The sequence below is a fragment of the Streptomyces sp. NPDC047869 genome (assembly GCF_040704065.1).
Classification (GTDB): Bacteria; Actinomycetota; Actinomycetes; order Streptomycetales; family Streptomycetaceae; genus Streptomyces.
In genome coordinates, this window is the sequence record NZ_JBEYRK010000053.1 from 1 (window position 1) to 19,681 (window position 19,681).

General features: G+C 67.3%; 14 protein-coding genes and 5 pseudogenes. 10 read left to right on the plus strand and 9 right to left on the minus strand.

Features of this window, described 5'->3' with window-relative positions; genetic code table 11:
• Positions 1–258 precede the first annotated feature (258 nt).
• Positions 259–930: pseudogene (locus AB0924_RS37675) on the minus strand (transposase family protein); the annotation flags it as partial.
• A 17-nt stretch (positions 931–947) separates the two neighbouring features.
• A pseudogene (locus tag AB0924_RS37680) lies at positions 948–1,489 on the minus strand (IS5 family transposase); the annotation flags it as partial.
• A gap of 614 nt (positions 1,490–2,103) precedes the next feature.
• Here AB0924_RS37680 and AB0924_RS37685 point away from each other — a divergent pair.
• Positions 2,104–2,787 carry a histone-like nucleoid-structuring protein Lsr2 gene (locus AB0924_RS37685; protein WP_366913904.1) on the plus strand — a complete coding sequence of 228 codons (684 nt, stop codon included), beginning with the start codon at positions 2,104–2,106 and terminating at the stop codon, positions 2,785–2,787.
• Positions 2,788–2,994: 207 nt separating this feature from the next.
• Here the strand turns inward: AB0924_RS37685 and AB0924_RS37690 are convergent.
• Positions 2,995–4,229, minus strand: a pseudogene (locus AB0924_RS37690) (IS30 family transposase); the annotation flags it as partial.
• Between AB0924_RS37690 and AB0924_RS37695 the strand changes: the two are divergent.
• Positions 4,203–4,862 (plus strand): hypothetical protein, encoded by a 660-nt coding sequence (locus tag AB0924_RS37695; RefSeq protein WP_366913922.1) that lies wholly within the window; start codon positions 4,203–4,205, stop codon positions 4,860–4,862. The pseudogene AB0924_RS37690 and the gene AB0924_RS37695 overlap by 27 nt on opposite strands.
• Before the next feature lie 867 nt (positions 4,863–5,729).
• Here AB0924_RS37695 and AB0924_RS37700 read toward each other — a convergent pair.
• On the minus strand, positions 5,730–6,749 hold the full coding sequence (locus AB0924_RS37700; protein WP_366913905.1) for a DNA-directed RNA polymerase subunit alpha: 1,020 nt from the start codon (positions 6,747–6,749) through the stop codon (positions 5,730–5,732).
• Between the two features lie 724 nt (positions 6,750–7,473).
• Between AB0924_RS37700 and AB0924_RS37705 the strand changes: the two genes are divergently transcribed.
• Positions 7,474–8,082, plus strand: coding sequence for a hypothetical protein (locus tag AB0924_RS37705; protein WP_366913906.1), 609 nt, complete (start codon positions 7,474–7,476; stop codon positions 8,080–8,082).
• Positions 8,083–8,133: 51 nt separating this feature from the next.
• On the opposite strand, the pseudogene AB0924_RS37710 reads toward AB0924_RS37705, so the two are convergent.
• A pseudogene (locus tag AB0924_RS37710) lies at positions 8,134–8,412 on the minus strand (zinc ribbon domain-containing protein); the annotation flags it as partial.
• Positions 8,413–8,519: 107 nt separating this feature from the next.
• On the opposite strand from AB0924_RS37710, the gene AB0924_RS37715 reads away from it, so the two are divergent.
• The 7 genes from AB0924_RS37715 (at position 8,520) to AB0924_RS37745 (ending at position 16,380) form a co-directional block, all read left to right on the plus strand.
• Positions 8,520–8,759 carry a hypothetical protein gene (locus AB0924_RS37715; protein ID WP_366913907.1) on the plus strand — a complete coding sequence of 80 codons (240 nt, stop codon included), beginning with the start codon at positions 8,520–8,522 and terminating at the stop codon, positions 8,757–8,759.
• Entirely contained in the window at positions 8,759–9,136 is a 378-nt protein-coding gene (locus AB0924_RS37720) for a fic family toxin-antitoxin system, toxin component (RefSeq protein WP_366913908.1), read from the plus strand. The genes AB0924_RS37715 and AB0924_RS37720 overlap by 1 nt, the downstream gene beginning before the upstream one ends.
• A gap of 545 nt (positions 9,137–9,681) precedes the next feature.
• Positions 9,682–10,173 (plus strand): hypothetical protein, encoded by a 492-nt coding sequence (locus AB0924_RS37725; protein ID WP_366913909.1) that lies wholly within the window; start codon positions 9,682–9,684, stop codon positions 10,171–10,173.
• 1 nt (position 10,174) lies between these two features.
• Entirely contained in the window at positions 10,175–11,125 is a 951-nt protein-coding gene (locus AB0924_RS37730) for a hypothetical protein (RefSeq protein WP_366913910.1), read from the plus strand.
• Between the two features lie 90 nt (positions 11,126–11,215).
• Positions 11,216–11,596 carry a hypothetical protein gene (locus AB0924_RS37735; protein ID WP_366913911.1) on the plus strand — a complete coding sequence of 127 codons (381 nt, stop codon included), beginning with the start codon at positions 11,216–11,218 and terminating at the stop codon, positions 11,594–11,596.
• 174 nt (positions 11,597–11,770) lie between these two features.
• A complete protein-coding gene (locus AB0924_RS37740) occupies positions 11,771–15,631 on the plus strand; it encodes an SGNH/GDSL hydrolase family protein (RefSeq protein WP_366913912.1) in 3,861 nt (1,286 codons plus the stop codon).
• A gap of 32 nt (positions 15,632–15,663) precedes the next feature.
• Positions 15,664–16,380, plus strand: coding sequence for a hypothetical protein (locus AB0924_RS37745; protein WP_366913914.1), 717 nt, complete (start codon positions 15,664–15,666; stop codon positions 16,378–16,380).
• Positions 16,381–16,928: 548 nt separating this feature from the next.
• On the opposite strand, the gene AB0924_RS37750 is transcribed toward AB0924_RS37745, so the two are convergent.
• The 4 genes and pseudogenes from AB0924_RS37750 to AB0924_RS37765 all read right to left on the minus strand — a co-directional run bounded on the left by AB0924_RS37750 (position 16,929) and on the right by AB0924_RS37765 (position 19,665).
• On the minus strand, positions 16,929–17,135 hold the full coding sequence (locus tag AB0924_RS37750; protein WP_366913915.1) for a hypothetical protein: 207 nt from the start codon (positions 17,133–17,135) through the stop codon (positions 16,929–16,931).
• 137 nt (positions 17,136–17,272) lie between these two features.
• Positions 17,273–17,671, minus strand: coding sequence for a hypothetical protein (locus AB0924_RS37755; protein WP_366913916.1), 399 nt, complete (start codon positions 17,669–17,671; stop codon positions 17,273–17,275).
• 67 nt (positions 17,672–17,738) lie between these two features.
• A pseudogene (locus AB0924_RS37760) lies at positions 17,739–18,002 on the minus strand (SAM-dependent methyltransferase); the annotation flags it as partial.
• A gap of 271 nt (positions 18,003–18,273) precedes the next feature.
• Positions 18,274–19,665: a hypothetical protein gene (locus tag AB0924_RS37765; protein WP_366913917.1), complete on the minus strand. Its 1,392-nt coding sequence runs from the start codon at positions 19,663–19,665 to the stop codon at positions 18,274–18,276.
• Positions 19,666–19,681: the final 16 nt, after the last annotated feature.

Sequence of the window (19,681 nt, forward strand, 5' to 3'; positions counted from 1 at the left end):
CCGCCCGCGCGACCGCCCGGATACCACCGTGTCCCAGGATCCGCGCCTCGGCCCCCATCATCAGCCGCCGCTGTCGCTCATCCAGATGCGGGAACAACACCCCGGCTCTGGCGGTGAGTTGACCACGAACCTCGTCGGATACGCTCATACCACAACAACGAGCCGCATCAGGGGAAGCAACACCTTGATTCTCTGCGAGCCCTAACGAGCTGGTGCGCGATAGCGGGTGAGGCGTGTTTCTCCTGGTCGTAGCTATTGTCAGCCCGTGGTGGTGCGGTCGGAGACGAGACCGGCGATAGCTCGGTAGGTGGCGGGCAGGACGTCTCGCCGGTGTGTCCAGCGCGTCAGTTGTTTCCAGCGTTTGTGGTCGGCGAGGGCGTGTTCGACGGTGATGCGCTGGGAGGGGTGGCGGTGGCGGGCTCGGCGTCGGGCTTCGTGGACTTCGGGCGGGCTGATCTTGTTGCCCTTCAGTGGTGGCGTCACTGCCTGCCCGGGGTGATCACGGCGAAGCCCGAAGCCGGCGTCGAGGAGGACCTCGACGTCAGGAAATTGTTGGAAGCAGATGCCGATGCCTTCGTTGCGTGCGGCGGTCGCATCGTGCATCCGTCCAGGTCGCAGGGCATCGACCCATAACGTGCGTCCCTGGTCGTCGGCGATGACGGTGGCCTTCATGGTGTTCTGCTTCTTCTTGCCGGACACGAACGCCTGCCGTCCGCCGCGGCCGGCAGGCGGCCTGCGGACCTGGATATCGGTGGCGTCCAGACGCAGCTCGACGCCCTCGGCCTGGGCATAGGCGAACACATCGGCCAGGGTCCGAAGCCGCAGACCAGGGCGGTCAGGGACCGCACACCCCCGCTCGGCCAGAAGCCCGCGTATCTCTGCGATCGCGCGGGTGACGGTGGAGCGGTCAACACCGAACAGCAGTCCTAGAGATCGTCATTCAAAGGTCAGATCCAGAGCAGGATTGAGGCGATGGCGACGGCCGCCTGGTAGGACTCGCGGGTCTTGTCATAGCGGGTGGCCAGTCCGCGCCACTGCTTGAGGCGGTTGAAGCAGCGCTCGACGACGTTGCGGCGGCGGTAGATGCACCGGTCGAAACCGGGCGGCCGTCCGCCGCAGGTGCCGCGGTTCAGCCGGCCCAGGATCTGGTCGACGCGTCCGGGGATCGTGTGCGGGATGCCGCGTCGTCGCAGGTAGGCGCGGATCTGTCGTGAGCTGTAGCCCTTGTCGGCGACCACATGGTCGGGCCGGGTGCGTGGACGCCCGAACCCGACTCTGGGCACGCTGATCGAGTCCATCACCTGCTCGAGGCGGGTGCAGTCGATGGCGTTGCCGCCGGATAAGACGAAGCCGAGAGGGCGGCCGCGCCCGTCGCAGGCCAGGTGGACTTTCGTGCTCAGTCCACCCCGGGATCGGCCAAGGGCGTGATCACCCGCTTCGTCCCTGTCGACCGCCCCCTTTTGCCGCCGGCGGCATGCTGGTGGGCGCGGATGCACACCCGGTTCCGCCGGTGGGCCTTGGACGGCACGCCTCACGGCCCCCGCCGCGACGCGCGAGCCGTGAGGAGTGCGGGGGCCGTGCGGGGGTCAGAGATCGGAGGGCAGCTTGGCTCCGGTTTCGGCGTCGTAGGCGATGCCGGTCGGGGACAGGCGGACCGTACGCGAGTGCGGCGCCATGCCGTCCTTCCATGTTTTCCCGCCAACTGCTATCCGAACGGTCACATCAGCGAGGGGATCCGTGACGGACAGCGCTACCTCAGGAGTTTTGGGGTAGCGCCTGTCCTCTCCGCGGGTGCTTCGAGCGCTCTGCGCTGATGGGCCGTCGATGACGGAATTTGGCGTTGCGATCGAAGTAGGAGCGCAGTTCCACAACAACGCTGTCGCTGTCGCTGCTCCAGTGCGCGACCAGGTCGGCGTTGACGCCGTCGATGTGGAGGGCGCTCTGGAGCGGCCCTTGTAGGAGGCCGCTTTGGTATGCCCAGAAGACCTCTGTGCCCAAGTGGATCACCATGGAAGCGGACGGCCAGCGCGGCTTCGACCTCACAGCGGACTTCCTGAACCCAGACCACGCAGCACAACAGACCCGACGCAGGGACGGAATCGAATGAGCCCCCTCGAGCGCCTCACTGAGCTCTGCCCTCCACCCTCCATCGAGCAGCCTCCGGTGGACTGGCCGAGCGTCGAGTCCAGACTCGGTTTGCGCCTTCCCGAGGACTACAAGAGGCTCACCGCGACCTACGACCCCGGACACTTCGCGAACTACCTCTGGGTCTACGATCCCCGTCACTCATCGGCGCACGTCAACCTCACGGGACCTGTATCCGAGCGCATTCGGGATCAGATGCGCTCAGACCACGCTCGGGGCATCTACCCGTCACCTGTTGACCCAGAGCTGCTCCTTCCCTGCGGCGCCACCGACAACGGCGAGTACCTGTTCTGGGTCACCACCCCTCGCGAAGATCCGGATGCATGGACGATCGCCGTCAACGAAGCACGCGGACCACGCTGGTTCACCTTCGACGGAAACCTCACCCAGTTCCTCGTCTCCGTCCTGAGCGGCAGCACAGCGGTTCCCCAGTTTCCGAAGGACCTTCTGCGCGCCGGCATCGACTTCGAGCCGTCACACCTGGACGAGTGGTCACCACCGCTACCACCGGCGGAGACTCCGCCCTCTGACCCTGAAGCCATCCGAGAATGGGCGCGAGCGAACGGATACGACGTCCCTATGCGAGGACGCATCCCCGCCGCCGTCCGACAGGCCTGGGAACAGGCACTCGGAAGCAACTGATCACACCAACGCGGCCGAACTGCCATCGCACCGGCGCTTGAAAGCATCCTTTTGAATGCCTTCGGCTCAGCCGAAGGCAATGATGGCTGGCGCGTCCCCGACCTAGTGCTGTATCAAGCAGCGTTGGCCCTGCCGACCACCCCGCGGAGGCCTGCGTCGACGGCACGCTTGGTCCGCCAGATCATGTAGCGGCGGATCAGGGCGAGTTCAATTGGTCGTTGCAACACCGGGCTGTTGCAGCGAGCGTAGCTGCCCTTCGAAGACCTCGGCCGGCGTCCGCCAAGCGAGGATCTTGCGGGGCCGGTTGTTGATCGCCATGGCGACGGCTTCGAGGTCCGTGGACGACCACCGGGAGAGATCGGTGCCCTTCGGGAAGTACTGACGCAGCAGCCCGTTCGTGTTCTCGTTCGTCGGTCGTTGCCAAGGCGAGTGCGGATCAGCGAAGAACACCTTCGTCCCGGTGTCGAGAGCGAACTGGGCATGGCCGGAGAGTTCCTTCCCACGGTCCCAGGTGAGGGTCTTGCGTAGCTGCTCGGGTAGCTGCGTCATTGATGTCGTGAGCGCCGCGTTCATCGCGATCGCGCCATAGCCCCGAGTGAGGTGCCGTTCTTCACGGGCGGAATCTCGCCCCAGCCCTCGAGCCGAGGCAAGTGCACGAGGAGCGTGGAGCGGCTGCTGCGCTCGACGAGCGTGCCGATTGCAGATCGGCCCGTTCCGATGATCAGATCGCCTTCCCAGTGTCCGGGAACCGCGCGGTCCCCAGCCTCGGCGGGGCGTTCACTGAGGACGACGTCCGCGGTGACATGCCCCTGCGGCTTATTTTGTGACCGTGCACGGGGAGTCCGCAGCGCCCGTCCGGTACGCAGACATGTGACCAGCTCCCGCTTGAGCGCGCCACGGCCCTCGATGAACAGCGCCTGGTAGATGGCTTCGTGGCTGATGCGCATGGACTCATCATCAGGGAAGTCGGCATGGAGACGGTGTGAGATCTGCTCCGGGCTCCATGCCGTCGCCCATCGTCTGTCCTGCCGATGCGGCTTGTTCAGCCCCTTCCACGCGGGCGTCTTGGGACCGGTGACGATCGTGCCGTCGGGACGACGGACACTGCCGGCGAGCCGATCCTGCACGTAGTCACGCAACCTGTCATTGCCTGCGAGCTTCGCAGTCTTCGGGCGCTTGGCAGCCTGCTGCGCCTTCCACTGCGCGACCAGAGCCCGGTAGACCGGCTTGCCGCCGCGGGTCGCCGCGTTGCGGCGCAGCTCGCGTGAGACCGTGCCCGCGTCGCGGCCGATCCTGCGGGCGATCTCGCGCACGCCGAGCTCCTGGGCGCGCAGCAGCGCGATCTCCTCGCGCTCGGCAAACGACAGGTAGCGGCCGGTGGGCTCGTCCAGGCTGATGGGCGGCATGCCGCCAGCGTGACGGAACCACCGGGATCCGACCGGCTGGAGCGGATTCGCTCCAAGCTCGAGCTGATCACGCAGGTGGAGGCCGAGCACGGCTTCGGGGTGATCATCGAGGGGGCGAGGAACCCGGAGCCCGTTCCGGAACTGCCGCAGGGGGTCACCGAGGTGTTCGGCCTCTTCTCGCGGCTGGGCGCCGACCATTTCCGCTTCTTTCAGCCCGACGAGGTCCAGGGCCCAGCCGCGTGGGCGGCCCGGGCGACCGTTCCGTACTGCCCACTGGGCAGTCCCCTGGCCATCGGCTGCGAGCGCCACCGCGCCCCGGAGGACATCGAGTGCGCCGACCGCATATGGCTGGACCTGGACGACGGGGACGTCTACTCCTTCGACATCGACGACTACATCCACCTGTACAAGCACCCGGACGAAACGATCGACGTCCTGGTGTTCGCGAACGACATCGTCACGTTCTTCGACCGCTTTGTCCTCGGGCCGGCCTACCCCCAGCTTGTCGCAGCCATGATCGGACCGGGCATTGTCACGTACCGTGACCGGCGCGGCCGATACCGGGACAGATGGTTGCGGCTGCTTGTGGAGAGCGGCCTGGCCAGGACCGACGATAAGGAGGCGATCTGGGAGATGCCCGATGTGACCCGGTTGACTCTGAGTGATTAGAAGCTGTTGTGCGCAAGGGTCTGGCCAACCGCCGCGAGCAGTTCGAGCGGCAACTCCTTATTCCCCTGTCCTACGGCACACCTATCGCCGAACCCCCGGCCGCAGACGAGCCCACCGGGCCCGGCCAGCCGATGGCTCACCCTGCCCGCACTGGACCGCCTCATCTCCTACGACAGTCCCTGCCCCTGCGCTGACCCGTGCACGCCACTGCCGATCGCCTGGCGGCACCGCCCACCGCCCGTGCCTCTCACCGTGCCCACCGCGCGCGCGTCGCTCACCGGCTGCACGCGGCGACCGCCCATCCTCGCCTGGCCGCAGCCGTCGCCGCCGCGCTGTTCACCTGCGGAGACGGCCAGGCTGCGCCCGCCACAGCCACCTGCGGCCCGCCGCCAAGGCCCGGTCGGCAGTGCAGCCGGTGCCCCGGGCGTGGACCCGGGGCACCGGGGCCGCTGCGGCAGCCGCTTTCCCTGTGCCGCAGCGACGCCTTACCTGCTGCGGGACCATAGTGGCCCGTGAACCGTGCAGGCCGCGTCCGCCGGCCGGGCACGTCACCGCACCGTAAGAAGGGCCGCCGCCCGGGCGACCTCTCCTGGCAGGGGCTGGGTGATCCACCGGACCCGCGGACCGTCCGAGGACCCTGCTGGAGCAACGAACCCGAATCGCGCCCTGGTACGGAAGACGAAGCCTTCCGCCTCGGCCTGGGCGCGCAGGCGGGCCCGTACCCGGGGCTGCCACCGCACCAGGACCTTTGGAATGCGCGGGGCAGCCCGCGTGGGCGCGGACCCGGTCGAGACCGCTCAGCGGGCGGCGCGGAGGTTCTCCTGCCCCCGTGCCCGCAATGTCGCTATGTCCGGCGCAGCGCAGCGTTCAGTACTGCTCGGTCTCCACAAAACCCGTGTCCACGCCGTCGGTGCCGAAGGCGTCGGCAGCGGAGGTCGGGTTGAATCCGGGCGGGCTGTCCTTGAGACCGAGGCCCATGCCGGCGAGCTTATCCTTGACCTCGTCGATGGACTTCGCACCAAAGTTGCGAATGTCGAGGAGGTCGGCCTCGGAACGAGCCACGAGCTCACCCACGGAGTGGACGCCCTCGCGCTTGAGGCAGTTGTACGAACGGACGGTGAGCTCGAGCTCCTCGATCGGCATCACCAGATCGGCGGCCAGGGCGGCGTCCACCGGGGACGGGCCCATGTCGATGCCCTCGGCTTCGACATTGAGTTCGCGGGCCAGACCGAACAGCTCGACCAGCGTCTTACCGGCGGAGGCCATGGCGTCACGTGGACGCATCGCCTGCTTGGTCTCGACGTCGACGATCAGCTTGTCGAAGTCGGTGCGCTGCTCGACACGCGTGGCCTCGACCTTGTACGTGACCTTCAGCACCGGGCTGTAGATGGAGTCGACCGGGATACGGCCGATCTCCTGGCCCACCTGCTTGTTCTGCACGGCGGAGACGTAACCACGGCCGCGCTCGACCGTGAGCTCCATCTCCAGCTTGCCCTCGCCGTTGAGCGTGGCGAGGACGAGGTCGGGGTTGTGTACCTCGACACCGGCCGGGGGCGCGATGTCGGCGGCGGTGACCAGACCCGGGCCCTGCTTGCGCAGGTACATCACGACCGGCTCGTCATGCTCTGAGGAGACGACCAGCTGCTTGATGTTGAGGATCAGGTCGGTGACGTCCTCCTTGACGCCCGGCACGGTGGTGAACTCGTGCAGGACGCCGTCGACGCGGATGCTGGTGACAGCAGCGCCGGGGATCGACGACAGGAGAGTGCGGCGGAGCGAGTTGCCGAGGGTGTAGCCGAAGCCCGGCTCCAGCGGCTCGATCACGAACCGGGAGCGGAACTCGTCGACGACCTCTTCGGTCAACGAGGGACGCTGAGCAATGAGCACGGGGTGCTGCCTCCAGTGGTTTGGCGCCCGCTATGCGACGCCGTAGACAACACGAAGGGTACGGGGCGATACGGGCTCATCGGCCTACGAAGAGGCCCGACCGCCCGACTCCAACCCAGCGAGGAGATCTCGAGTCTCCCTTCCGCCAGCCGCCCCCACTGCCGTTTCTGCTTTGCCCGCGTCCGGATCCCGGGCGAGCAGGACGGCCAGACAGGCATGCCGGGCCACGGCCGTGTCACGTTACACGCGACCAACAGCGTCCGTTTCTACGCTCCCGGCCTCCCCGGCCAGGCCGTCGCCACCCGCTATGCCCACCGCATGCCGTGCTGTCAGCAGACACCGCGGACGTAGCGCTTGTCCGCGGACAGGCGCCTGATATAGACGGCTGCTTCGTCGGGGCTCAGGCCGCCGTGGGTGGGCCTTGGGCCCCAGGCCGTAGGGGAGCAGGTCGCGAACGCCTGCACGCCGACGGGGATGCTCACGCCGCGGTGCGCGGTGTCAGCCCCGCAATCGTGAGCCACGGTCTGGCCATCGCCCCGCACCGCCGCCGGCAGGACACTGCCCTCAGCAGCGGCTACCGGCTGGGCGACCCTCATCCACGAGCCCGAATTCGCCCCGTCGAACCCATCCTTGCGCCCCTTACGTCACGCCACTGCACCGTGCGCTCCGCCAAGACAGGCCCGGGCCAGCCCGCGCCTATCACGACTGCCGTGAGGAGCCTTCCGTGTCATCCGCGCCCCAGCTCACCAAGCCGACGGGCTGGCGTGCCCCTTCCCCGCTCAGCGTCCTCGACTGGCAACGCCGCCAGGAACTGTTCACCCGCTCGAATCTGACGCAACGCATGCTGGAGACGGCGGTCCGGGGCGGTCACTGGACGATGATGCCCCTGGCCGATGAGGCCACCACATTCACCGTCACAGACTTCGCCGCCCGCGCACTGATGCTGACCGAGTCGGACCGCCTGCACGAAGCGCGCACCTACAGCATCGGACCGAACGCCACCGGCCTCGCTGTCGCGGCGAGCTCCGGATCTGCCCCTCAGGAGCCGATCAGCCTCAACCGCCCCCCGCGCCCCAGCAGGTTGACGCTCTTCACCGACCCGATCGGCTCCGACGCCGACACCTACCGCACCACCAACGGAAGCAGCGTAGAGATCCACACGCCGATCGTGGCCGTCTCCTGGTCGCTGTGGGACGGAAGCCAGGACCACGTCGACGGACACGCGGTGACCTGGCTCAGGCAAAGCAGCCACGGCGCCATCGTCCCCTGCCGGGGTGAGGGGCATCTGGATGACGTTCTACGCCCCGCGCACCAGCGAAATGCTCGGTGTTGACGCCAGCCAGGCATTGACGTCCTCTCCCTCCTGAAGGGGGGAGATTCCCGCCTACCGTGCCGTTGAAGGCTGCGGTGTCGGGTGGGTTCCTGCTGCGCTGCGCGGTGCCGGGACGGGTCCCGGTCTTACCCCCGCTCCACAGGCTGTCACGGCCAGTCCGGCCGCCTTGGCGACGTTGACCGCCGCGTTGATGTCCCGGTCCAGGACGGTCCCGCATGCCCTGCACGTCCACACGCGCACGTGTAGGGGCTTGGGGCCGTCCTGGACGCTGCACCGCGAGCACACCTGGGAGGTCGGCTGGAACCGGCCGATCTTGACGAAGGTGCGCCCGGCATGATCAGCCACGTGCGCCCGGAGACCGCCCGTGTCCGGCGGCAGCGGGCGGGCACGCCGCCCGCTGCCGCCCCACCTTCGGTAACAGCTGTTACCATGCTGGTATGGCAAAGACACAGCTGGGCGCACGCGTAGACGAGGACGTGGCGGAACTCGCGAAGAAGCGCGCCGCCGACCTGGGGCTGAGCATCGGCGACTACCTCGGCCGGCTGGTGCAGGACGACACCAGCGGCCTGCGCGCCCGAGCGGTGGACGCGGCCGCCCGCTTCCTGGCCGAACACCAGGCGGTCTTCGACGAGGCCGAGCAATCCCAGCAGACGCCTCGCGGAGCGCGTGCAGCCTGATGGATCTGAACATCGACGTTCCCTGGATCCTGCAGGTCGCCGAAGCCGCCGGGGCGAACGATCCGGCCCCCGACGACTACGGCGTGCCCGTCTCAGCGGTCGCCCGCCACCGGGCGGAACTGTTCGAGCAGCCCGTCTACGACGGCCCCTACGCCAAGGCCGCCGCCCTGGTGCACACGCTGGGCTGCTGCCGCTGGCTGGAGCGCTCCAACCTGGCCGTCGCCGCCGCATCCGGCGTCATGTACCTCGAAGCCGCCGGGATCACCCTCAAACCCGCCCGCGAGGACGCCATCGCGCTCAAAGACCTGCTCCTTGACCCCGCCTGCACCGCGGGGAAGATCGCCGCTCTGCTGCGGACCTGGCCCACCGCCACCTGACGCCCGCAGACCCGGCACCGCTTCCCGCAGCGCTGAGAGCAGTACCCGTCACGTCAGTGCGGTGGGGACGTGAGGCGGGGAACGTCGGCGAGGACGGGCGGGCCCCCACGGGCCGAAGGCATCACGGGCGCATCGACTGCCTGCAAGCACCCGCCCACACATGCGCGGCCCGTCGGCCGGATCCTGCGCAGCCTGGCCGCGGTGTTCACGCTTCCCGCCGAGCACACCCCGCTATGCGTGCGCACACCCACCTCGTCGACCAGCCCCGGGTTTTCATCTGCCAACCCGTCACCGACACCCTCCTGTACGTACACATCAGGCTGTACGTACACATCAGGCTCGACCGAAACGACACCGGCCTGACCTCGTGGCTGCGCCGCATCGGTGCGAAGCCCGTGCTGGCCACCCGCACCGACCACGGCGACTACCTCGCCTGCAGTCACCTGAACGGGGGTACGGCTGCACATGACCATGCACGGGGGGACACCACACAGCATCAATAGGCGCCTCCCCGTGTGGCTTGACCTTCACGAGGGGGAAATCCTTTGGGCCGCATACGCGCTTCCGCCGCCGCCCTGACCGCCACTGCTGCCTGCGCCGCCCTTCTCGCGGGGGCCTCGTCCGCCTACGCCGCAACCTCATACGACAGCGACATCTGCTCGTCGTCCGGCAACAAGTACTGTTTCCGCCTTCACTACAACTCGCGGTCCTCGCAGACGTGGGTGTCGCACGGTTCGTGCTTCCTGTCCAACGCGTCGGTTCCGAACGCGTGGGGCTACTCACCGAACCAGTCCACCGTGGTGCGTTACATCTTCGACTTCCACTCGAACGCGTGCTACGACGACGACAAGGGCTACGGCAAGGCCATCTACCACGACGCGGCGTCCGGCTCGAACGACGATCCGTCGCACTCGTACAACGTGTTCTCCAGCACCAATTACTCCGGGTCCACGACGTACTTCCCCCGCAGGGACGGCATCGCTCACAACCTCGCCACCACCGTCAAGAACAAGAACGAGTCGCAGCGGAGGAACTGACGTGCTTGCCAACTCCGTACGGGCGGTGGCCGCTGCGGCGGCATGTGCCACCATCGCCACCGCCGCCTATGCCGCCACCTCGCACAGCAGTCAGGGAAGCGAGCGCACCACAGCGCAGACAGCGCCACACCGCGCCCAGGCTGATGCCGGTCAGCACCTCGCGCAGCCCCAGCGGGTTCCCCCGCAGGGCCTTGTGAAGGGCATGCGACTGCCGGTTGAGGACTACATGCTCTCCAATGCGGACACCGCCCAGATCGAGGACGCGCGCTCAGCGGTCGAGTCCGCATGCATGCAGCGCCACGGTTTCACCTTCAATCCGCCCTCTGCCCGTGACACCGTCCCGGCCGGTTACGACGAGGCCAACATGGAGCGCCGCTACGGCCTCACGGACGCCACGGCCGCCCGCACACACGGCTACCAACTCCCTGGCACGGCAGACCCTTCCCAGGAGCAGGCCGAATCGGACGCAGAGGAGAAGGCGGAAAACCGCACCGGCGCGTGGGACGAGGCCCTCGACGAAGTGTGCATCCCCGAGGCGAACCAGAAGATCGGCATCATCAACCCCACCGATCCGGCCGGTGAGCTGTCCGCCCAGTCGTTCGAAGCGACGAAGATACAGGTGCCGGTGACGAAGTTGCTCGTCGCGTGGTCGTCCTGCATGAATCGGGCGGGACACAGGCTTCGCTCTCCCCTCGACGCGGCCGCTGCCTTTCCGTCCGCTGCCGCCAGCCGTACCGTTTCCAAGCCCTCACGGGCAGAGGTGCAGACCGCCACAGCGGACGTCACCTGCAAGAAGGACAGCCACCTCGTAAACACCTGGTTCAAGGCGGAGGTCGCCTACCAGACGAAGCAGATCGCTGCCCACAGGAAGCAGCTCCAGCAGCAGAAGGACCGCAACACCAAGCTGCTCGCCAGGGCCCGCGCTGTCCTCGCCACGACACACATCCAGTAAGGGCGTCCCGCGCCCCATCAGATGACCGGCGCGCCCCCCCCGCGTGCCTCTCCTGCGGGGTGGGGGTGCGCCGGTGGGGGAGGCCTCTCCATGCTCAGTAGAAGAACCATCGTCGGCTTGCTGGCAATGTTCGCAGTCGTCTTCGGCACGGCAGCCTGGTACATCGAGACCCAGGTCAATGCCGCCCCGAAGCCTGTCCGTGAGAGGTCGGAGGTCGAGGTGACGCAGTACGGCGTCGACCAGAGTCACGGGCGGCGGATGGCGGTCGCCGAGTACGTCATCCACAACGACACAGCTCCCGAACCGGTCACCTACACCGTGACGTTCGGCTTCGGGGACGACACTGCCCTCACCAAGACCGTCGTCAAGCGCGTTGCCGCCCACGACAGCTACACAGGCAGCGTCACCATCCCATGGGACCGGCTAGAAGCCCTCGACGGGGCCCGCGTCCTCGAAGTTCAGCGGGACTGACCGGTCTCATCCATTCCTTCCTCGTCGAGTGTCACGCCGTGCCCTGTGACCGGGGCTTGGGACACCTAGAAATGGGGGAACTCCGTCTTGAGACGCAAAAGACGACACATACGCTTAGCTGCTGTCACAGCGGCCGCCGCTCTTACCGGTGGCCTGCTTCAGGCGGCCCCGGCGATGGCATCCAACCCGCCGTCGTCGCCGCCAGGCAGGAGTGAGCAGCAGACCTCGCCGCTGCGTGTCCCGGATCCCGGCAAGAAACTCGGCAAGGACTGGAGGACGTCTTCCGACCGTGCCATGACCACTGCGGCCGACACATCCGGCTTCAAAATCCTCGTCGCGGACAGCAAGACTGCCTACCAGTGGCGGACCGCCGCCGAGCTGGCCGAGCCGGGCATGCTGGCGGATGCGTGGATCGGCAATGCGTGCGCCATGGACCGTGATCACGTGGCCGTCGTCTACGCACCGCGCACGTTCACGAACAAGCCGGATCTGATGCAGGGAGGCGCGTTCACCGCCATGGTCGATTTGAAGTCCGGGCGGGTGAAGAAACTCGCGTTCATCGGCTCGTTGGCCTACTTCGACCCGTCCTGCAACCCGCATACGCGTACGGCCGCGTTTACCGCCTTCCGGGACGACAAGACCCGGCTCATCACGGTCAACACCAGCGGCAAGACCAGCACTGACGCCACGGTGACCGGTCAGATGACCTCCGCCGTACCCGTCGGGGACGGTGTCGTCGCCGCGAGCGGCCGGCTCGTCCACGTCGACAAGACCGGGAAGAAGGTCCGGACTCTGGCCGCCACCGACGGCGTTCCGTTCGATATCCGGCCGACTCCAAGCGGGGTGGCATTCGTCGACCGTCACGGGGACACTGCACGCGCCAAGCTGTGGAACGGGACCAAGACAGCTGCGCTGGCGTCGGGCCCGCTCGGTGACGTCGCTCTCAAGCAGGGCGAGGCCGGTCGCGTGTTCCTCACCGGTAAACCCCGCAGCGTCAAGCTTTCCGGTGCACCCGTGACGCACCTGAACGTGCCCGCAGACACCGACATATCCAGCTCGGGCCGGCTCGCCGTCGACCCAGTGTTGATGCCCGGTGTACGTGCCGGCCTGGATCACATCAAGAACGCGGGGAAGGGCTTCACCAAGATCGAGCCCTCGGCCGCGCCGCGCACCCCGCAGGACCCCACCGACGCCTCCTCGGGTGCCACACCGGTCATCACCAGCCAGGCGACCACTACCGGCGCGAAGATCACCCAGTCGATCGCGGGCACGGCCGGCGGCTCAGGCAACGGCTCGTTCTCACCCGCCCTCCGCACCAGCAGTGGTGGCAAGAGCACGCGGGTCGGCGTGAAGGACGACGCCAGGGCGCACGATCCGGTCGATACCGACCGCTGGTGCTCCGTTCCCCGCAACGACGTCAAATCCCTCGCTTTGCAGCCGACTCCGAATCAGGTGGAGTGGGCCGTGGACATGGCGGTCCGCGGGGAGCTACGCGCCAAGTGGATCAAACAGGGCGGATGGCGTGCCCAGACCGGTCTGGGCACGATCGACCCGCAGGGCCTGTTCCCACCCCCGACTTTGAACGGCAAAACGGGTGCGCGGATCCCCGCCCAAGTGATGCTGGGCGTGCTCGCGCAGGAGTCGAACCTGTGGCAGGCGGAATCCGGCGCCATCCCGGGCCAGATGGGCAGTCCGCTCGCGGCGACCGCCGGGTTCTACGGGCATAAGGGCGACACGTCCGACGCCTATTGGACGATCAACTGGGCGAACTCGGACTGCGGCTACGGTGTCGGCCAGGTCACCGACGGCATGCGGCTGGCCGGGCACGAGAAACCGGGCGAGACGGCCCTGTCGCCGACCAAGCAGCGGGCCGTGGCGCTGGACTACGCGGTAAACATCGCCGCGTCGATGTACATCCTGGCGGACAAATGGAACGAGCTGCACGCCAGCGGGCAGACGATCACCGTCAACAACGACGACCCGTCCAAGCCGGAGAACTGGTTCGCCGCCCTGTGGAACTACAACCTCGGCTTCAACCCGAAGTCACAGGCATCGCAGCATGGCGGCCACTGGGGTCTGGGCTGGTACAACAACCCGGCCAACCCCGTCTACCCGGCCTCCCGGCACCCGTTCATGACCGATCCTCGGGACGCGGCGAAGCCGCAGCAGTGGCCGTACGAGGAGAAGGTGATGGGCTGGTCCGCCTGGTCCATCGACACCGGCTACTCCTACGCCACCTCCGGCCGGCAGGACTGGCCGGGTGAGTCCGGATACTCCACGGCTGGTTTCCGTCCCGCCTGGTGGACCAACCCGGCCCAGCGTGACGCGGTGAAGCCACCGCTGGATGCCTTCTGCAACTCCACGAACAACTGCAACACCTCGAATCCACCCAAGTGCCCGGACGCCAAGTGTTACGAGCAATACTGGTGGAACGGCAGCAACGTGACGTGGAAGAAGTACTGCGACAGCGAGTGCGGTCACGAGAACATCAAATACGAGACGCTGGTCGCCGAGCCGGGACGCGGCTACCGATTGCAGTACGGCACCCCGGTCTGCACCAGCGACGGTCTCCCCTCGGGGGCTCTGGTCGTCAAGCCCATCGATGACAACGCCGACACGTTCAGCGACTGCGGATCCTCGGGTACCGACAACGGCGGTTTCCAGTTCACGTTCTACCCCGACCCTGCCGCTACCGGTCCTGGCCTGGGGCAGTACGACGCAAAGGGTGATCTGTACCAGATCGGCGGCGGATACGACGGCCACTTCTGGTACGCCCATACCCGCGACACCTCTCACCTGGGCGGTGACGGCGGGCGGATGACCGTAAAAGGAACGTGGACCCTGGGGCAGGACCTGGACGGATGGGCCCGTGTGTTCGTGCATCTCCCCGACACCGGCGCACACACCCAGCAGGCCCACTACGTGATCAAGGGCGCCGCCGGCGGTGACCGCGACCGCTACCTCAACACCCACCATGGCAAGAACGCGTGGGCCGAGCTCGGCGTCTACCAGTTCACCAGCACTCCGCGGGTAGAGCTGACCAACACGACCAATGACGGCACCGCCGATGACGACGTGGCCTTCACCGCGGTCGCTTTCCAGAAGCTACCGGGCAAGCCGAAGCACATGGTGGTCGCCATGGGCGACTCCTACAGCTCCGGCGAAGGCGCGGGCAACTACTCGCCCGAATCCGACAGAGACCACGGCAAGCGGACCTGGAACGCGTGCCGACGCAGCGCCAACTCGTGGGGCCGCAAGCTGCTCCTGCCCGGTTACACCACACCTCTCGGCAATCTCTCGGACAGCCACACGACCTCGGTCGACTTCCAGAACGTCACCTGCTCCGGCGCAACAACGTCGCAGCTCACGACGGGAGACCCCAACTCGTGGGGCTGGATGGGGAACTATCACGAGAAGACACAGATCGACTCCGGTGTCCTCAGCTCGGACACGACACTGGTCATGCTGACCATCGGCGGAAACGACGGCGGTAACTTCACCAACGCCGTCAAGAACTGCTATGTGATCGGCGTATGCGACAGGAACGACTACACGGGAAAGATCGACCAAGCGGTCACCGATACCGGAACCGTGATCGACGAGATCGCCAATGCGGCACCGAACGCGCAGATCGTTCTCATGGGCTACCCCCACATCGTCGGCGAAAGTCAGTGCTGGGCGGGCGACTTCGATACTCTGAACTACCTGGCTGACTACACGCGCGACAAGCAAAAGGCCAAGGTCGACGAGCTGAAGAGGAGCGGCACCAAGGTGGCGTTCGCCAATCCCATCCCCGCGTTCAAGGGCCATGGGCTGTGTGACAGCGACGAATGGATCAACGGAATAGTGGCAGGTGCCAACGGGGACGGTGACTTCCACGACGGAGACCCCGCCAACCAGGCTCCCTGCATCCCCAAGCCGGGGCAGAACACCTGCCTCAGCCTCGAATCGTTCCACCCGAAGAACGCCGGAACGACAGGCTACGCACAGGTCATGAGCCAGGCTCTGGCCGACATCGGATACAAGGGCAGCTAGTGCAGTCCCTTCACGGGCGCGGTCGGGTGGTCATGACACGGCTGGAGCGTGCCATGACCACCGGCTGTCTGACCGTCCTGGTCGTGCTGATCTTCGTGCTCAGCACCGTACTCGGCGCGTTGTGGTACTGGTCATGGCACACCGACAAGGTCAATGCCGAGCACCGGCAACAGGCTCTGTCGACGCTCGACCACCAGCTCCGCCGAACAAAGAACGAGACCACACATGCCCTCGGCGATGAAGGCTCAGCTGATCCGGACGCTCTCACAGCTGTAATCCACCAGCACACCGGCGCTCCCGTGATCTCCTACGATGCGTCCCGTCACACGTTCAGGGCCCGCGTGCTCAAACGGGTCGAGTACGAGTCCAGGACACTCTTCGGCATCAGCCAGGGCGTGATCAACAGATGCCTCGCATACACCTACACCTCGGCGAAAGGCCACGGTTGGACATCGACGATGTCCGTCTCGAAGTACGACACCTGCGGCCCGTCTGCCTCGATCGGCAGCGGCGCCCGGATAGCCACCCAGCGTGTCGCTGCTTTGGAAGCGTCGGAGCTGAACCGTTCCGGAGTGCTTAGGGCCCTCGCGCCCTACCGACGGTTCCTCACGGTCAGCGCCGTCACGAGCACCGGCAGCACGGTGAGGGTGTCGGTCGTGGTCTCGGAAGAGCCCACCCGGCAGTGCTACCGGATCACGCGTGACGGTTCGCAGGTCTCCTCCATACCTGCACAGACCTGCCAGGGCTAAGGGCTTGCCAGGAAACAAGTCGTGGCTTCCGGCTGCGGCTCACGGCTGCCGCACCACGGGCAGGGCAGGACCGGTGTGGTGGCGGCGCCTTCAACACCGCAGTGGCCGACGTCGCCGAACTGGTCGGTGTGGAAGACGGTCACGGCTGGCCGGCCACACGTGCACAGTTCGCCGGGCTTGGCGGCCCGCTGCTGGGGAGTCATGCGGTCAGTCTTCCAGTCGGGAGGAGCCTGTGGGGCTGTTGGCGGGTGTTGGGGCGGGATGCCGTGTGCGAGCGCCTGTGCGCCTGCCACGCCCTCTCCCCGGCCCGGGCCTTCCCGCCGCATCGTCAACGTCATGGGGGACTCACGGGAACCGTGTCCGGGGCGTGGGGACGGCACAGACTGCCCGAACGGCGAGGACGAGGTGCTGGTCGACGGGGTCCGGTGCGAGGAGTGCCTTCACTATTGGGAGCTGGACGCGACGAACCCGGAACGCCGGCTGGTTGCGGATGACGGGCTGACCCGGCCGCACGGGGACCCGCGGGAAGCCGGACCGGGAACCGCTGCCTAGCCGGCGTTGGCAGTACGGCGTCGGGACGGCAGCGGGACCAGCTGCCCAGTGACCGCTGCAGGCGCCGGTGCGGGCTCGTGGTGGAAGAGGGTGTCGATGCGGCGGAGGTCGTCGTCGGTGAAGTAGACGACACGGCCCAGCTTCGTGTGGGGGAGCCGTTTGATGTGCCGGCGCAGCCATGTCACGGTCTTCTGGGAGATCACCGACCACCCGAGCGGATAGAGAACAGCCAGTTATACACCCTGCACCGTCGCACGGCTGTGCTGCTGTCATCCTGATCGGCAGAGCAGGAGAGCGGGCAGCAAGCGGACACGGCCCTCGCCGCACGCCCGCTGAGAGCTCAGTGCAGTGGCACTTCCCACGATCCCGGGTTGCCGGCTTCCTCCCCACTGATCGGGCAACCATCCATCCACGTGCCGAATCCCGAAGGGTCCTTGCCTTCCGTGGACCAACCAGCGTGCGTGAACTTCGACAGGTCCGCCACGTAGCCGGACGACGTGGAGACGCGAAGCGGAACCCGGACGGAGACAGTGCCGCCATGTATCTCCGGCCGGGCTTCCACGTCTCCTCCGACCACGTCGTTCGTTCCGGATACTTGCACGAACCAACGCGAGTCGAGGTACTGCATGCTCACGGCAGGTTCGTCCATGTCGTCCAGACCATCGCCCAGCCACGACCAGTGGGTGGCGTCCGCGTCCGAACCAGGCTCGGGAGCCTTACCGGCGAGCGTGTTGCTCACCGGTGGGCCTGGCGGGCAGGGGGACGGGGCTTCGACCTGCCGTGCGCAGCCCCCGGGGCCGGGTCCGTCATGGCGCGACCGCACGAACGAGGAGCGTCCCAATGTGCCCGGGGTGAGGCGCGTCGACGACCCGCGCGTCGGCCGAAGCGAACCTGGCCCGGGTGAGCAGACGCTCCCAGACGGCCGGGCGGTAGCTGCAGCGGTAGGTGAACATCGCCTTTACGGCGAAGCATCGCTTGTACATCCCCTGCGGCCCGTACGCGCCGGGGATGGCCGGCGGCTCCGAGAACACGAAGACGCCGCCGGGCCGGAGCCTCCGGCGGACAAGGGGCTTGTCACCGAGGTAGCTCACCTTCTTCATCATGGGGTAGACGACCCCATGGACGAGTGCCTTCTTGGGCAGTGTCTTCGCGACCTGCTCCGCCATCATCCCCGCGACTTTCCCCATTGCGACGTTCGCCGATTTGGTGCCGAACATCGCCCGCAGAACAGCCTGAGCATCCCCCTGATCGCGTCACCGACTTCATCGCCGTCGTCGGAGAACAGAAGACGGACGCATCGATGAGTGGGCGCACTGTGTGGAGTCGGCCGGCCGGTGACAGTCAGCCTGCGGTCCAGTCCGTGGTCAGTACGCCTGTTAGGGCCACGAGTTCACGGTGGTCCAAAGGGGTCCGGTGGGAGAGGGTGTTGCGGGCTGTGTGCAAGGCGCGCAGGCGATGACGTTGTGCGGTGGTCAGGGCGAGCATGTAGGCGGCGTAGGAAAGGCCGCCGATCTCGACTTCCTCGAGAGGGGGCACTGTGGCTTCGTCGGTGCTCCTCCAGTACTGAGAGCGGGCTTTCTCGCAGAAATCCCGAAGGGTGAAATGCTGTGTGCGCAGCACTTCGGGGACGAGGTGGATCAAGGTGGTGCGGGCTTCCTCGATGAGGGGGAGGAGGACTCGGTTCTGGGCATGGCAGACGAGGACCCTCAGTTCCGGGGAATCGGCGTCCAGGAGGGAGTGGCCGTGAGCGGAATGGATGCGTCCGTCCCAGCTGTCAAGGGCACCGCGCGCCCAGGCACCGTGGATCTCCGCGTCGGGGGCGGAGGCGTGGGCGGTGGACAGGCGTCTGGGCGGTACGGGCTCCGCTGAGCCGGCGGCAGGCTCGGGCAGGAGGCGGCTCAGCGCGCGTCGGAGCGAGCTAAGGTCACCACCGTCCCAGGTGTCGCGGAGAGCGAGGGCGCGGTCGATGTCGGGGCCGCAGACTTCGGCGACGACGGCGTCAGTGACGCGGCGGAGGAGCGCGTCGGCGGCGTCGGCTACTCCTGAGCGGCAATGCCAGGCCATGAGGACCTCGGTGTCGAGACGGGTCCAGACCTTCCACCACCAGTGGACGGCGGCGCGGCCCTGGCTGCCGAGGGTGGTGCGGGGCAAATCGGCGGCGCGTGCGGTCAGGAGGAAGCGTGGCCGTGCATGACCGGGCAGACCGGCTTCGTGGAAGGTGGCCTGGGCGACGCGCAGGAGCTGGGCGGCCTCTTCGGGTGAAGTCTCGTTCCAGCAGCGCACTACGATCACGTGAGGTGTTCGACCGGCTGCGGCTTGTTCGGCGAGGGTTTCCACGGGGTCGCCCGTGACGCCGAGTTCCTTGACGAGGCGTTCCTCCAGCGTTGCCGCCGGCACGGTGGCGGCCGGAGTCAGGCCGGGGCGGATGCTGCCACCGGGAACGACGAGCCGGTTCAGGAGGCTGCTGTACGGGTCGTCGGGCAAGTCCGTGTCCTGCCCGTGGTCCGCGTCCGCCCAGGACTGGTCCGGCTCGTCGATCGGTGCGCGTTGCGCGGGCAGGGACACCGGACCTGCATGGCGGTCGGCGCGGGAGACGACGCCGGGAACGGGGACCACCGCCCCAAGGCGGTGGGTGAGCTCGCGCACGAAGAAGTCAGCGCGGCCCGATTCCACGACGGGGTCGGGGAAGTACCAGACGCAACTGCGGCCGGCCCGCAGGTCGGCCTCGAGCATGTCAAGGTGTCGACGG

What these genes read in the sequence shown, in the direction of transcription:
- AB0924_RS37685 (WP_366913904.1), top strand. Translation starts at nt 2,104, where the DNA reads ATGAGCCCCCTCGAGCGCCTCACTGAGCTCTGCCCTCCACCCTCCATC.
- AB0924_RS37715 (WP_366913907.1), top strand. Translation starts at nt 8,520, where the DNA reads ATGGCAAAGACACAGCTGGGCGCACGCGTAGACGAGGACGTGGCGGAA.
- AB0924_RS37765 (WP_366913917.1), bottom strand. Translation starts at nt 19,665, where the DNA reads ATGCTCGAGGCCGACCTGCGGGCCGGCCGCAGTTGCGTCTGGTACTTC.
- AB0924_RS37720 (WP_366913908.1), top strand. Translation starts at nt 8,759, where the DNA reads ATGGATCTGAACATCGACGTTCCCTGGATCCTGCAGGTCGCCGAAGCC.
- AB0924_RS37735 (WP_366913911.1), top strand. Translation starts at nt 11,216, where the DNA reads ATGCTCAGTAGAAGAACCATCGTCGGCTTGCTGGCAATGTTCGCAGTC.
- AB0924_RS37740 (WP_366913912.1), top strand. Translation starts at nt 11,771, where the DNA reads ATGGCATCCAACCCGCCGTCGTCGCCGCCAGGCAGGAGTGAGCAGCAG.
- AB0924_RS37745 (WP_366913914.1), top strand. Translation starts at nt 15,664, where the DNA reads ATGACACGGCTGGAGCGTGCCATGACCACCGGCTGTCTGACCGTCCTG.